The following is a 13,164-nucleotide window of genomic DNA, read 5'->3' as shown; positions in this document are numbered from 1 at the left end:
CCGGGCGCGGCAGCCCGCTGGGGCACGGGCCCGCGACGACGACGGCGCCCGCCCCCGGGTCGGGGACGGGCGCCGTCGCGGGCTGGGGTGCCGGTCAGCTCACCGTCACCGCGGCGAGGGCGTCGACGAGGCCCTCGCCGAAGTAGCCGTTGTCCTCCGGCGAGCCCGTGCACGGCTGGCCGGCGTACGGCGTCGCGGGGCAGGGCACGTCGGTCGCCTGCTCCTCGAGCAGCGCGCGGAGCTCCGCGGGCGTGGCGTCCGGGTGCGTCGTCGTGAGCAGCGCGAGGACGCCCGCGACGTGCGGCGACGCCATCGAGGTGCCGGACAGCGCCGCGTAGCCGCTGGGCAGGATGCTCTGCGGGATGGTCGAGATGACCCGCGTCCCGGGGGCGGCGACGTCGATGACGCCCTCGCCGTAGTTGGAGAACGTCGAGCGCGCGCCGTCCTGCTGCGTCGCCGAGACGGTGACGACGCCGGGCAGCTCGGTGGGCATGTCGACGCAGCCGCGGACGTCGCGGTCGGCGATCGCGCCGCTGCCGTCGTTGGGGCTCGAGCTGCTCGTCGTCTTGTCCGCCAGGTCGTAGGCGGCGTTGCCCGCGGCGGCCGCGCTCACCACGCCCTGGGACTCGGCGTAGGCGACGGCGCGGGTGACGGCCTCACGGGCGGCGGCCTGGCTCACCTCGTCGTCGCACCAGAACTCCCACGGGTCGACGTAGTAGCTGTTGTTCGTGACGTCGAAGCCCTCCTCGGCCGCGTGCATGAAGCCGCAGATGGCCGACTCGGGGTAGATGAAGCCCTCGGCGCTGACGACCTTGACCGCCGCCAGGGTCACCCCCGGCGCGACGCCGACGACGCCCTGCCCGTCGCGCTTGGCCGCGATGGTCCCGGCGACGTGCGTGCCGTGGTACCCGCTCGGGAAGGGCAGGTAGGCGCCCTCGCTGCCGTCGAAGCGGCCGCCGCCGGTGCAGTCGCCCGACAGGCTGCGGTCGACCTGCCCCGCGAGGTCGGGGTGGCTGTCGTCGATGCCGTCGTCGAGGACGCCGACGACGACGTCGGGGCTGCCCGGCTCGATCGCGTTGGCCTCGTCCGCGCCGATGGCGGCCATGTCCCACTGCACGGCCTCGACGGGCTCGTCGACCGCCGTCGCGTCGACGACGCCCAGCGCCGCGGCGCCGCCCAGCGCCGACGCGTCACCCGTGAGGAGATCGCGCATCTCCGGGCGCTGCGGACCGCGGCCGGGGCCGCGCCAGCGGCCGGGGACGCCCTCGACCACGGGCACTGTGCGGGTCGGGCCCACGGAGTCGACGAGCGAGGAGAAGTGGCCGGCGAGGACGTCGTCGCGGAAGTCCGCGTTGGCGGAGCGGGCGACGACGACCCCGATCTCGGGGTAGTCGACGACGGTGCTGCCGCCGGCGCGGGCCACGGCCACCCGCACGCGCGCGACGGCGGCCGGCGTGGCGTCGGTGTTGACGACGTAGCTCATGACCCCCTCGCCCGGCGCGGGGCGGGTGATCGGGGGCGCGGCGGACGCCGGGCCGGCGACGGCCGTGGCGGTGGCGGCGCCGGTGAGCGCCAGGGCGAGCGCGGCCGCGGCGGTGCGGCGGGCCCGACGGTGTGCGTGGGTCACGTGGTCTCCCGTGTCGGTGGCGGGCCCTCGGGTCGAGGGCCGCGGGTGACCGTACGCCGGGGCACCGACAAGCGGGGCGGAGCGGACGAGATCGGTCAGACCGCCACCGCCCCTCGCTCGGCCATCCCGCCCCTCGAGGGCCATGTGTGGCCATGTCGCCCTCCTCACCCCACCCCCGAGGGCCATGTGTGGCCATATCGCCCTCCCAGCCCCCCTGCCAGGGGCGACATGGCCACACACCGCCCCGCAGGGGCGGGCGGGAGAGCCAGCAGCGGGCGGGGAGCGGGGGAGGCCGCCGTCAGCGGAGCTCGTCGACCAGCTGCTCGGCGAGCCCCGTGTACGTCGACGGCGTCAGCGCGGCCAGGCGCGCCGCGACGTCGTCCGGCAGGCCGAGGCCGGCGACGAAGTCGCGCATCGCCGCGCCGTCGACGCGGCGCCCGCGCGTGAGCTCCTTGACGCGCTCGTACGGCTCCTCCATGCCCGGCGTCCCCGCGACGGCCTGGGCGCGCATGACGGACTGGACGGCCTCGCCGAGCACCTCCCAGTTGGCGTCGAGGTCGCGCGCCATGGCGTCGGGGGCGACGTCGAGCCCGCGCAGCCCGCGGCGCACGTTGTCGAGCGCGAGGAGCGAGTGCCCGAGCGCGGTGCCGATGTTGCGCTGCATCGAGGAGTCGGTGAGGTCGCGCTGCAGCCGGGAGGTCACGAGCGTCTGCCCCAGGACGTCCAGCAGCGCGTTCGAGACCTCGAGGTTCGCCTCGGCGTTCTCGAAGCGGATGGGGTTGACCTTGTGCGGCATCGTCGAGGAGCCCGTCGAGCCGTGGGCGCCGAGCTGCTGGCGGAAGTACCCGACGGAGATGTAGCTCCACACGTCGGTGCAGAGGTTGTGCAGCACGCGGTTGAAGCGGGCGACGTCGGCGTAGAGCTCGGCCTGCCAGTCGTGGGACTCGATCTGCGTCGTCAGCGGGTTCCACGTCAGCCCGAGGTGCTCGACGAAGGCGCGGCCCTGCGCGGGCCAGTCGACGTCGGGCAGCGCGGCGACGTGGGCGCCGAAGGTGCCCGTGGCGCCGTTGAGCTTGCCGAGGTACTCGGCGCCCTCGACGCGGCGCAGCTGGCGGCGCAGCCGGTGCGCGAGGACGGCGAGCTCCTTGCCGAGCGTCGTCGGCGTCGCCGGCTGGCCGTGCGTGCGGGCGAGCATCGGCACGTCGGCGCTCTCGTGCGCCATCGCCGCGAGCTGGTCGACGAGGGCCGTCGCGGCCGGCAGCCACACCTGCGTGACCGCGCCGCGGACCATGAGCGCGTAGGCGAGGTTGTTGACGTCCTCGCTCGTGCAGCAGAAGTGGACGAGGGCCTCGGCGCCCTCGAGGGAGGTGCCCTCCAGGTGGCGGGCCACGTAGTACTCGACCGCCTTGACGTCGTGCGCCGTCTCCCGCTCCAGGGCGCCGAGCTCGGCCACCGAGTCGGCGTCGAAGCGCTCGACGAGCGCCCGCAGCGCCGCGACGTCCTCCTCGGTCGGCCGCGGGGCGCCCGGGACGACGTCCGTGAGGTGCAGCAGCCACTCGACCTCGACGTGGACCCGCTCGCGGTTGAGCGCCGCCTCCGACAGGTGCTCGACCAGCGGGGCGACGGCGCCTCGGTAGCGTCCGTCCAGCGCGCCCAGGGGGATGCCGGCGTCGGCGAGGGGGGTGCGGCTGCCCGCGGGGGCGGCGTCGGGCTGGGGCTGCGCGGCGTCGGTCACGGCGGAATGGTCCCAGAGGCCGGGCCCGCACCTCGCCCGCGCCGCCGGCGACGGCGGACGGGCGCACAGCGACCTGCACATCGGCCGCCCGCGCCGGGGGCCGAGGCCCCGACCTGCGACGACGCCGGACGACGCGTGCCTTCCGCAGGTCGCCGTGCGGGCGCCGGGGGTCAGGCGAAGGGCAGCAGGGTCCGCCAGTAGTCCCAGAACTCGACAGCGACGAGCACCACGACGACGGCGTAGGACAGGGCGACGAGGGGGAACCGCAGGTCGACCACGGCCCGCACGAGACCGGCCGGCGCGGGGATCGCGCCCTGCTCGAGCGAGCGCGCCGTCGTCGTCCAGAACAGCGGGATCATCACCGACCACACGACCATGCAGTACGGGCACAGGGCGCCGATCGCGTAGAGGCTCTGGCTGATGAGCCAGACGACGAGGGCCGTCCCGGCCGTGACGCCGACCTGGACGCCCAGCTGCACCCACCGCGGCAGGCGCGCGCCGCTGAGGAGGACGACGCCGAGCGTCGTCAGCACGGCGAAGGACGCGATGCCGATGAGCGGGTTCGGGAAGCCCAGCAGCGCCGCCTGCTCGGTCTCCATGACGCTGCCGCACGACAGGACCGGGTTGATGCTGCACGACGGCACGTAGCTGGGGTCGAGGGCCAGCTCGAAGCGCTCGACCGTGAGGACGAAGGCGGCGACGAAGCCGATGAGACCGGTGACGAGCATCCACGCGCCGAAGCGGCGGTCGCCGAGGACCGGCGCGAGCGGGCCGTCCTCGACGTCCTCCGCCTCGTCGTACGGCTCGATGTCGCGGCGGTCACCGGGGGCGCGCTGGTCCGTGGCCGACATGCCACGCAGGGTAGGCCGCGCTCCCTGGGACCCGCCTGGACGTCACCCCTGCGCCCTGACGCGGAGGTGACGCCTCCTCCACGCGAGAGGAGCGTCCGGACGCGAAGGTGACGCCCCCTTCACCGTCACAGGCTCCCAGGACGCGAAGGTGACGCCCCCTTCGCCCCGGGCGCCCCTCACGAGGGCGGAGGTGACGCCCCCTTCACCCCGGCGACCGTCAGCGGCCGGCGCGCGGCCGCAGCGCCAGGGCGACGACGACGGCGGCCAGCAGCACGACGCCGCCCCCGATGGCGGCCGTCACGTCGACGCCGGCGGCGAAGGAGCCCTGCGCGGACGCCAGCAGCGCCGCGCCGTCGGCCCCGCCGAGCAGGCCCGCGGCCTCGACGGCGCCGCCGAGGGTCTGGGTCGCGGCGTCCGCGGTGGCGTGGTCCACGCCCGCGGGCACCGCCAGGTGCGCGCGGTAGACGGCGCCGAGCACGCTGCCGAGCACGGCCGTGCCCAGCACCGCGCCCACCTCGTACGCCGTCTCGGAGACCGCGGACGCGGCGCCCGCCCGGTCGGCGGGCGCCGAGGTGAGGATGGCGTCGTTCGTCAGCGTCTCGGCCAGGCCGACGCCCGCCCCGACGAGCACGGACGCCGCCACGAGCAGACCGGCCTCGGGGGCGCCGCTCAGCTGCGTCGCGAGGGCGTACCCGAGGGCCGACGTCGCCAGCCCGGCCGGCACGAGGACGTGCAGCGCCCACCGGCGGGCCAGCCGCACCGCCAGGAGCCCCGTCGCGATGGTCGCGGCCATGCTCGGCAGCAGGTGCAGCGCCGCCACGAGCGGTGAGAGGCCGACGACGAGCTGGAGGTACTGGGAGGTGAAGAAGAGCAGGCCGACGAAGGCGAAGATGCCCATGAGGTTGGCCGCGACGGACGCGCTGAAGACGGGCACGCGGAAGAGGGAGAGGTCGAGCAGCGGCCGGGTCCGACGCAGCTGGCGGCGGACGAAGAGGACGCCGCTGGCCGCCCCCAGCAGCGCGGCCGCCACGACGACGTCGGTCAGCCCGTGCTCCGCGGCGCCCTTCACGGCGTAGACGAGCGGGAGCATCGTCGTCAGCGAGAGCAGCACCGAGAGCAGGTCGACCGGCCCGGGCGCGCTCTCGCGGGACTCGGGCAGCAGCCGCGGCCCGGCCACGACGATGAGCGCGGACACGGGGACGGCGACGAGGAAGGCCGCGCCCCACCAGAAGTGCTCGAGGAGCACCCCGCCGACGACCGGCCCGACCGCCGCGCCGGCCGAGAAGCCGGTGGCCCAGACCGCCACGGCGAGGCGGCGCTGGCCGCCGTCGGGGAAGACCGAGCGCAGCAGCGCGAGGGTCGGCGGCATGAGCATCGCGCCGAAGACGCCGAGCAGCGCCCGGGCGCCGACGAGGGCGCCCGCCGTCGGCGCGAAGGCGGCGAGCAGCGACACGAGGCCGAAGCCCGCGCTCCCGACGAGCAGGAGGCGGCGGCGGCCGATGCGGTCGCCGAACGAACCCATGGCGACGAGCAGCCCGGCGAGCACGAGCGGGTAGACGTCGACGACCCACAGCAGCTGGGTGGCGGTGGGGCGCAGCGAGGTGCTGATCGTCGGCAGCGCGAAGGACAGGATCGTGCCGTTCATGGACGTCAGCAGCGTCGGCAGGACGAGCACGACGAGCGCCAGCCACTGCCGGGCCGTGGCGCGCGGGGGCGCGACGACGCCGGACCGGCGGCGCTGGACGGGCAGCGGGCCGGTGGCGGGTCCGGTGGTGCGGCTGTCGTGCGTGGCGGTGCTCATGGCGGTCCTTCGACGGTCGTGCTGCGGGCGCGCCGCGCGCCGGGCCGACCGCCGCCGACGGCGAGCGGGAGGCCCGGGACGTCGGCGTCGCAGGGTGCTGGGGGTGCTTCTGGGGTGGCGGCCCCGGCGTCCGGTGCGGGCACGGACGAGCGGGGGCTGCCGTCGTCAACTGTACCGTCTGGACGGTCTATTCCCGACCGCTGGCTACGCTGCCCGGATGACGGCCCGCGACCGCGTGCTCGACGCCTACGAGTCCCTCCTCGTCGAGGCGGGACCGGCCGCGGCGACGCTCGACGCCGTCGCCTCCGCGGCGCAGGTGTCCAAGGGCGGCCTGCTGTACCACTTCCCCAGCAAGGAGGCGCTCGTCACCGGCCTCCTCGAGCGCCTGCGGCAGCGCGGCCTCGAGGACGCCGCGGAGATGCGCGCCTCGGACAGCGCGGTCGCCACGTGGCTGCGCGGCTCCGCCCCGCCGCTGCAGGGCGAGAGCGGCCTGTCCCGCACCTACGTCGCCGCCCTGCGCATCGCGGGCGGCGACGAGGCCGCCGACCTCGCCCGCGCCGTCTTCGCCGAGATCGACGCGGGGTGGTTCGCCGCCCTGCTCGACGAGCTCGGGGACCCGGCGCGCGCCCGCCTCGTGCAGCTCGTCGGCGACGGGCTCTACCTGTCGGCGCTCACGGGCGCCGACGACGCCGGCCCGGTGCCGGTGGACGACCTGCTCGCGGCGCTGGCGCCCGTCCTCGACCGGCAGCGCTGACGACCGGCGCCCAGCAGCCGGCGCCCAGAGCCGTGAAGCCGGAGCCGTGCGCCGAGGTCGCGGTGCACCGCGACGTGGGCGCACCGCTCGGCGCGGTCCGCGGGTGCGGGCGTCCGGACCCGCCAGCACCCGACGGCCTCTAGCGTGCGGGGATGGCCGAGCGCGCACCGGTGGAGGACGTCGAGCACGAGCTGACGCTGCCGGAGGAGCTGCTCCTCCTCGTCTACGACGACGAGAAGGGCACGACGTGGAGCACGTCGCTGGACACGGGCCTCGGGGGCGCCGTGCAGCTGGACCTCTCGCTGCGCGGCCGCGTCGACGTGGTCGACGGCGACCTCGTCGTCGTCGACGCGACCCCGACGAGGGAGCCGGTCCTCGACGGGGCGCTCGCCGAGGTCGCCGCGACGTCACGGCCGCGACCGCCGAAGCGGTGGCTGGGCCCGCTGGGCCGGGAGGTGCGCGCCGCGGCGCTGGAGCGGCTCGTCGAGCGAGGGGTCCTGCACCGCGAGGACGACAGGGTCCTGTGGGTCCTCCCCCGCACCCGCTACCCGGAGGCCGACGGCGGGCCGGAGGACCGGGTGCGCGGGCGGCTCCACGACGCCGTCGTCGTCGGGACGACGCCCGACGCCCGGACGGCGGCGCTGGCGTCACTGGTGAAGGCCCTGAGTCTGCGCCGCGAGGTCTTCCCCGAGGCGGACCGCCGCGCGACGGACCGCCGCCTCGAGCAGCTGGCCGAGGGCGAGTGGGCCGGCGCGGCGGTCAAGCGCTCGCTCGACGAGGTCGTCATGACCGCCGTCATGGTCAGCACCCTCGCGGCGACGTCGACGGCCACGACCTCCTGACGGGGGCCTCAGCCCCGGCGGTCGTGCACGACGAAGGCCGCCACGAGCACCGCGGCCTCGGCGGCGAGCAGCAGCGTGACGACGACCTCGGGCCGGGCCCCGAGCCCGAGGGCGACGCCCGCGAGGCCCGTCAGCGGCAGGGACGCGAGGCCGAGGACGGCCAGCGCGCGCGTGAGGACGGCGTCGTCGCGCTCGTCCCCGGTCTGCGTCCAGCCCCGCTCGAAGGTGGTCGCCCGGCCGGGGCCGCGGGTGGTGCGCCAGGCCATGGCCGCGCACGCCACGAGGGCGAGCCCGCCCCCGACGAGGAAGCCGTCCCCCATGCCTCCGGGGGCGCGGTCGCGCAGCAGCAGGCCGACCGCCACCACGAGGGCGAGCGCGACGGGGAGGACCACGAGGTAGCGGCGGCGGGCGGTGCGCAGGTCAGTCGACATGGAAGATCTCCTCCACGGGTCGGCGGAAGCGGCGGGCGACGGCGATCGCGAGCGGCAGGGAGGGGTCGTAGCGCCCCGTCTCCAGCGAGTTCACGGTCTGGCGGGAGACCCCGAGGGCCTCCCCCAGCTCGCGCTGCGACAGGCCCTCGGCCTGCCGCAGCTCACGGACGTCGTTCCGCACAGCCACCTCCGGTGTCAAGCGTGCTTGTCACGTGCAGCCTGCACCCGCAGCGTGCCCATGTCAAGCATCCTTGACATGCCGAGGGGCGCCCGTCCGTCGGCCGCCCGGTCAGAACGCGTAGCGCACGGTCAGCCACGGCGTCCTCTCGGCCATGAGGTCGAGCAGCCGCTGCAACCAGACCTTCTTCCACCGAGCGCGGTACCGGACGTTCTCCATGCCGTTCTGCGAGCGCTTGGCCTCCTGGATGTCCGGGCGCCAGATGGCCTCCTCGCCCCTGGGGTGCCAGCCGAGGTTGACCTCGTGCAGCCCGGCGTTGTGGGTGAGGAGGATGACCTCCGCGGCGGCCTGCGCCTTGGCGGCCGGCGACAGGACGTCGTCGAGCTCTTCCAGCAGCTCGGCCCACTCCTCGAGCCAGCCCTCGTGCACGACGACGGGCGAGAGGTTGAGGTGCACCTCGTAGCCGGCGGCCACGAAGTCGTCGACGGCCGCGACGCGCTGGGCGACCGGCGAGGTGCGGACGTCGAGCAGGCGCGCCATCCGGTGCGGCATGACGGAGAAGCGCACGCGGGTGCGGCCCTGCGGGTCGTAGTCGAGCAGGTCGCGGTTGACCTGCTTGGTGGCGAAGGACGCCTTCGCCGTCGGCATGCCGCGGAAGGCGGTGACGAGGTCGCGGACGTTGTCGCTGACGACGGCGTCCACGGAGGCGTCGCTGTTCTCGCCGATGTCGTAGACCCACGCGGCGGGGTCGCACTGGTCCGGCCCCGGCTTGGCGCCCTGGCGCGCGACGTGGCGCTGGAGGTAGCCGACGACCTGGTCGATGTTGGCGTAGACGGTGATGGGGTTGGCGTAGCCCTTGTGCCGCGGCACGTAGCAGTACGCGCACGCCATGGCGCACCCGTTGGCCGTGGACGGCGCGATCCAGTTGGCGGAGCGCTCGTTGCGCCGCGCGGTGAGGGTCTTGCGGACGCCGAGCGCCAGCACCTCCGTCTTGGTGCGCACCCAGCGGTCGACGGACGCGGCGTCGTCGTGCACGCCCTGGACCCGCTGGGCGGACGGCACCTCGACGACCTCGGCGCCGGGCCACCGCTCGACGACCTGGCGCCCGCGCTCGAGCTCCAGCGCCGCCGGCTCGGCGTAGATGGTGCGGACGGCGAGGAGCTGGCGCGGCGCGCGCGTCCCCCGCACGGGCGCGTCCTCGGCCGTGGCCTCCCTGCCCTGCGCCTCCTCGGCCGCCCCCGTCACGGACGGAAGGCTACGAAGTCCGCCGCAGCGGGGCCTCACCGGGGAGAAGGGCTACGAAGTCCGGGGTGGGGCGGGCCGGGGTGGGGCCGGGTCAGCGGCGCGGGCGCGAGCGGCGGGCGCCGACGAGGTGGTCGAGGCTCGCCCGGCCGGGGCCGGCGCCGAGGAGGGCGAGCGCCACCGCGGCGACCACGCCGACGAGCTCCCAGCCCGCGCCGTCCACGAGGACGCCGTTGCCGCGGTGCACGAACCAGAAGGCCCCGGCCATGTCCACCAGGACGAGCACCGAGACGAGCGTCGTCGCCGCGCCGAGGACGAGCAGCAGCCCGCCGAGCAGCTCGACGACGCCGACGGCCACGGCGGCCACCTCGGGGGCGGGCACGCCGAGGGAGCCGAAGAAGCCCGCGGTGCCCTGCACGCCCTGGTCGACGAGCTTGTCCCACCCGTGGACGGCGAGGACGACGCCGACGAGGACTCGGGCCAGCAGGAGGGCGAGGTCGCGGACCGGCTCGGGCAGCACGGCGGCACCCTAGCGGGCGTGTGCGTGAACGCTCAACGAGTGGTGGGCCTGGTCGTGGCGCCGCGAGCGCGGGTGCCACCCCGCCGGGCGTCGCGGACGGCGCCGACCCGCGACGCCGTCGGAGGACAGGAGCGCAGCGATGGCCCAGTACGACGTCCGAGACAGGTCCGCGGTCGTGACGGGCGGGGGCTCCGGCATCGGCCGGGCCGTGGCCCTCGGCCTGGCCCGCAGCGGGGCGTCGGTCCTCGTGGCCGACCTCGACGAGCAGGGGGCGCGCGCGGTCGCCGACGAGGTCACGGGGGCCGGCGGCACCGCACGCCCCTTCACGGTCGACGTGACCGACGCCGCCCGCGTCGCCGAGATGGTCGCGGCGGCGCAGGAGATGGCGCCCCTGCCCGTCGCGGAGAACAACGCCGGCATCGGCGGCCCCACCGCGACGACCGCCGACCACCCCGCCGACGCCTGGCGCCGCGTCATCGACGTGAACCTCGTCTCGGTGCTCACGTGCCTGCAGGCCGAGATCCCCGTCATGGCGGAGAACGGCGGCGGGTCGATCGTCACCATGGCCTCCGTCCTGGGCAGCGTGGGCTTCGCCGGCTCCAGCGCCTACGTCGCCGCCGAGCACGCCGTCGTCGGGCTCACGAAGACGGCTGCCTGGGAGCACGCCGACCAGGGCGTGCGCGTCGACGCCGTCGAGCCCGCCTTCATCGCGACGCCGCTCGTCGAGGCCTCGCTCGACGAGCGCTCCCGCTCGGCCCTCGGCGCCGCCCACGCCGTCGGCCGTCTCGGCACGCCCGAGGAGGTCGCCGGCCTCGTCGCCTTCCTCGCCAGCGACGACGCCGCCTTCATCACCGGCAGCTACCACCTCGTCGACGGCGGGTACTCCGCCCGGTGACGCCCCACCTGTCCGACACAAGCGGGGCAGCGGTGGACCCACGACGCGGTCAGGCGCGTCGTGGGTCCACCGCTGGGGTCCGGGTCGAGAGGCCTCAGAGCGGCGGCAGCGGCTCCGCCGGCGCGCCCAGCACGTCGAGGACCCACGCGTACTCGAAGGCGCGCTCCTCCCAGCTCTTGTACCGCCCCGAGGCGCCGCCGTGGCCGGCGTCCATCTCGGTGCGGAGCAGCACCGGCCGCGAGCCCGTACCGACCTCGCGCAGGCGCGCCACCCACTTCGCGGGCTCGACGTAGAGCACCCGCGTGTCGTTGAGGCTCGTCATCGCGAGCACCGCCGGGTGGTCGACGGCGGCGACGTTCTCGTACGGCGAGTACGCCTTCATGTAGGCGTAGACCTCCGGGTCCTCGAGCGGGTTGCCCCACTCGTCCCACTCGGTGACCGTCAGCGGCAGCGAGGGGTCGAGGATCGACGTCAGCGGGTCGACGAAGGGCACCTGCGCGAGGACCCCGGCGAAGGCCTCGGGCGCCAGGTTCAGCGCCGCGCCCATGAGCAGGCCGCCGGCCGACCCGCCCATCGCGACGGTCCGCTCCGGCGTCGTCCAGCCCTGCTCCACGAGCGCCGCCGCGGACGCCGTGAAGTCGGTGAAGGTGTTGGTCTTCCGCAGCTTCTTGCCGTCGTCGTACCAGTGCCGCCCCATCTCGCCGCCGCCGCGCACGTGGGCGACGGCGAAGACGACGCCGCGGTCGAGGAGCGAGAGCCGCGAGATCGAGAAGGACGGGTCCATGCTCGCCTCGTAGGACCCGTAGCCGTAGAGCACGGCCGGCGCGGGCTCGCCGCGCTCGACGGCGGCGGCGACGTCCCGGCGCGCGACCACGGAGACCGGCACGCGGACGCCGTCGGGCGCCGTGGCCCACGTGCGGCGCTGGACGTAGTCCTCCGAGGCGTAGCCGCCCAGCACGGGCGTCTCGCGGCGGAGCACCTGCTCGCCCGTCGCGACGTCGAGGTCGAGGACGCGGGGCGGCGTCACGAACGAGGTGCGCACGAGGCGCAGGAGGGGCTGGTCGAAGGCGCGGTTGCCGCCGAGCCCGACGCTGAAGAGCTCCTCGTCGACCTCGACCTCCCGCGGCTCCCCGATCGCCTCGGGCGTCAGCGGCGCGACGGCGAGGCGCGGCAGGACGTCGCGGCGGTAGGCCAGGGCGACGAAGCCCGCGAAGGGGGCGACGCCCTCGAGCCGGGTGCCGGGCACGTGCGGCAGCACCGTCTCCCAGCGCTCCGGCGACGGGTCGTCCACGTCGACGACGGCGAGCTGGAAGTCCTCGGCGCCGCCGTCGTTGTGGAGCACGAGGAAGCGGTCGCGCACCGAGCCGTCCGGCTGGGGCAGGGCGACGTGCTCGACGTCGTACTCCACGCCCGGTCGGCGCGGCGCCACGACCCGCAGCCCGGCGCCGGGGTCGAGGGTGTCGAGGACGTGGGTCTCACTCGTCGTCTTCGCCGCGCTCTCGACGACGAGGTAGCGGCGGCTGCGCGTGCGCCCGACGCCGACCCAGAAGCGCTCGTCGTCCTCGCGGAAGAGGACGTCGTCCTCCGAGGCGGGGGTGCCCACGCGGTGCCGGCGGACCTCGTGCGGGCGCCAGGCGTCGTCGACGACCGTGTAGTGGACGACGGCCGAGTCGGCCGACCAGGTGGCCCCGTAGAAGGCCCCCGGCACTTCGTCGGGGAGGTCCTCGCCGCTCGCGAGGTCGCGGACCCGCAGCGTGTACCGCTCGTCGCCGGTCGTGTCGCTGGACCAGGCGAGCCGGGCCCCGTCGGGGCTGACGGACGCGGCGCCGAGGGAGAAGAAGTCGTGGCCCTCGGCCTCCACGTTGGCGTCGAGGAGCACCTGCTCGCCCGGCAGCGCGCCGTCGGGGCCGGCGGCGGGCGGGTCCCAGCTGTCGGCGTCGGCCACGGGCGCGCGGCACGAGAGCCCGTACTGCTGGCCCTCGACCGTGCGGCCGTAGTACCACCAGTCGCCCTCGCGGCTCGGCACGGACAGGTCCGTCTCCTGCGTGCGCGCCTTGATCTCGCCGAAGACGGCGGTCCGCAGCCCCTCCTGGCCGGCCGTGACGGCGCGGGTGTGGGCGTTTTCCGCCTCGAGGTGCGCGCGCACCTCCGGGTCGTCCTTGGCGCGCAGCCACTCGTACGGGTCCTCGACGACGTCGCCGTGGTGCTCGCGGCGCACGGGGCGGCGCGCGGCGACGGGCGGGCCGGACGAGCCGTCGGCGGGGGCTTCGGAGGTGCTCATGCCGCGA

General features: G+C 75.8%; 12 protein-coding genes. 3 read left to right on the top strand and 9 right to left on the bottom strand.

The window, feature by feature from the left end:
• Window positions 1-94: 94 nt before the first annotated feature.
• From Q0789_RS04180 to Q0789_RS04165, 4 genes are all read right to left on the bottom strand, one after another.
• Entirely contained in the window at window positions 95-1,627 is a 1,533-nt protein-coding gene (locus Q0789_RS04180) for a S8 family serine peptidase (RefSeq protein WP_298802427.1), read from the bottom strand.
• A gap of 298 nt (window positions 1,628-1,925) precedes the next feature.
• Window positions 1,926-3,290 carry an adenylosuccinate lyase gene (gene purB / locus Q0789_RS04175; protein ID WP_366917638.1) on the bottom strand — a complete coding sequence of 455 codons (1,365 nt, stop codon included), beginning with the start codon at window positions 3,288-3,290 and terminating at the stop codon, window positions 1,926-1,928.
• 242 nt (window positions 3,291-3,532) lie between these two features.
• Window positions 3,533-4,213, bottom strand: a complete 681-nt coding sequence (locus Q0789_RS04170) for a vitamin K epoxide reductase family protein (RefSeq protein WP_298802424.1) — start codon at window positions 4,211-4,213, stop codon at window positions 3,533-3,535.
• Between the two features lie 217 nt (window positions 4,214-4,430).
• Complete coding sequence (locus tag Q0789_RS04165) at window positions 4,431-6,014, bottom strand: MFS transporter (protein ID WP_298802422.1); 1,584 nt, start codon at window positions 6,012-6,014, stop codon at window positions 4,431-4,433.
• 217 nt (window positions 6,015-6,231) lie between these two features.
• Between Q0789_RS04165 and Q0789_RS04160 the strand changes: the two genes are divergently transcribed.
• Window positions 6,232-6,768, top strand: a complete 537-nt coding sequence (locus Q0789_RS04160; RefSeq protein ID WP_298802420.1) for a TetR/AcrR family transcriptional regulator — start codon at window positions 6,232-6,234, stop codon at window positions 6,766-6,768.
• Window positions 6,769-6,920: 152 nt separating this feature from the next.
• A complete protein-coding gene (locus tag Q0789_RS04155; RefSeq protein WP_298802418.1) occupies window positions 6,921-7,610 on the top strand; it encodes a GPP34 family phosphoprotein in 690 nt (229 codons plus the stop codon).
• Between the two features lie 8 nt (window positions 7,611-7,618).
• Here the strand turns inward: Q0789_RS04155 and Q0789_RS04150 are convergent, their stop codons facing one another.
• From Q0789_RS04150 to Q0789_RS04135, 4 genes are all read right to left on the bottom strand, one after another.
• On the bottom strand, window positions 7,619-8,041 hold the full coding sequence (locus Q0789_RS04150; RefSeq protein WP_298802416.1) for a hypothetical protein: 423 nt from the start codon (window positions 8,039-8,041) through the stop codon (window positions 7,619-7,621).
• Window positions 8,031-8,222 (bottom strand): helix-turn-helix transcriptional regulator, encoded by a 192-nt coding sequence (locus Q0789_RS04145; protein ID WP_298802414.1) that lies wholly within the window; start codon window positions 8,220-8,222, stop codon window positions 8,031-8,033. The genes Q0789_RS04150 and Q0789_RS04145 overlap by 11 nt, the downstream gene beginning before the upstream one ends.
• Window positions 8,223-8,330: 108 nt before the next feature.
• Entirely contained in the window at window positions 8,331-9,407 is a 1,077-nt protein-coding gene (locus Q0789_RS04140) for a spore photoproduct lyase family protein (RefSeq protein WP_366917637.1), read from the bottom strand.
• Window positions 9,408-9,555: 148 nt separating this feature from the next.
• Window positions 9,556-9,981 (bottom strand): DoxX family protein, encoded by a 426-nt coding sequence (locus Q0789_RS04135; protein ID WP_298802410.1) that lies wholly within the window; start codon window positions 9,979-9,981, stop codon window positions 9,556-9,558.
• Window positions 9,982-10,120: 139 nt separating this feature from the next.
• On the opposite strand from Q0789_RS04135, the gene Q0789_RS04130 reads away from it, so the two are divergent.
• Window positions 10,121-10,876 (top strand): SDR family oxidoreductase, encoded by a 756-nt coding sequence (locus tag Q0789_RS04130; RefSeq protein ID WP_298802408.1) that lies wholly within the window; start codon window positions 10,121-10,123, stop codon window positions 10,874-10,876.
• A gap of 94 nt (window positions 10,877-10,970) precedes the next feature.
• On the opposite strand, the gene Q0789_RS04125 is transcribed toward Q0789_RS04130, so the two are convergent.
• The gene (locus Q0789_RS04125; RefSeq protein ID WP_298802406.1) at window positions 10,971-13,157 is read right to left on the bottom strand and encodes a S9 family peptidase; all 2,187 of its coding nucleotides are present in this window, start codon (window positions 13,155-13,157) and stop codon (window positions 10,971-10,973) included.
• Between the last annotated feature and the right edge of the window lie 7 nt (window positions 13,158-13,164).

It is taken from the genome of uncultured Pseudokineococcus sp. (genome assembly GCF_947499845.1).
Classification (GTDB): Bacteria; Actinomycetota; Actinomycetes; order Actinomycetales; family Quadrisphaeraceae; genus Pseudokineococcus.
Note: the sequence above shows the minus strand (reverse complement) of the source record. Positions and strands in the feature narration are given on the sequence as shown.

Bases quoted from the DNA above. Each gene is read 5' to 3' on its own strand.
- Q0789_RS04170 (WP_298802424.1), bottom strand. From the start codon at position 4,213: ATGTCGGCCACGGACCAGCGCGCCCCCGGTGACCGCCGCGACATCGAG.
- Q0789_RS04165 (WP_298802422.1), bottom strand. From the start codon at position 6,014: ATGAGCACCGCCACGCACGACAGCCGCACCACCGGACCCGCCACCGGC.
- Q0789_RS04160 (WP_298802420.1), top strand. From the start codon at position 6,232: ATGACGGCCCGCGACCGCGTGCTCGACGCCTACGAGTCCCTCCTCGTC.
- Q0789_RS04155 (WP_298802418.1), top strand. From the start codon at position 6,921: ATGGCCGAGCGCGCACCGGTGGAGGACGTCGAGCACGAGCTGACGCTG.
- Q0789_RS04150 (WP_298802416.1), bottom strand. From the start codon at position 8,041: ATGTCGACTGACCTGCGCACCGCCCGCCGCCGCTACCTCGTGGTCCTC.
- Q0789_RS04130 (WP_298802408.1), top strand. From the start codon at position 10,121: ATGGCCCAGTACGACGTCCGAGACAGGTCCGCGGTCGTGACGGGCGGG.
- Q0789_RS04125 (WP_298802406.1), bottom strand. From the start codon at position 13,157: ATGAGCACCTCCGAAGCCCCCGCCGACGGCTCGTCCGGCCCGCCCGTC.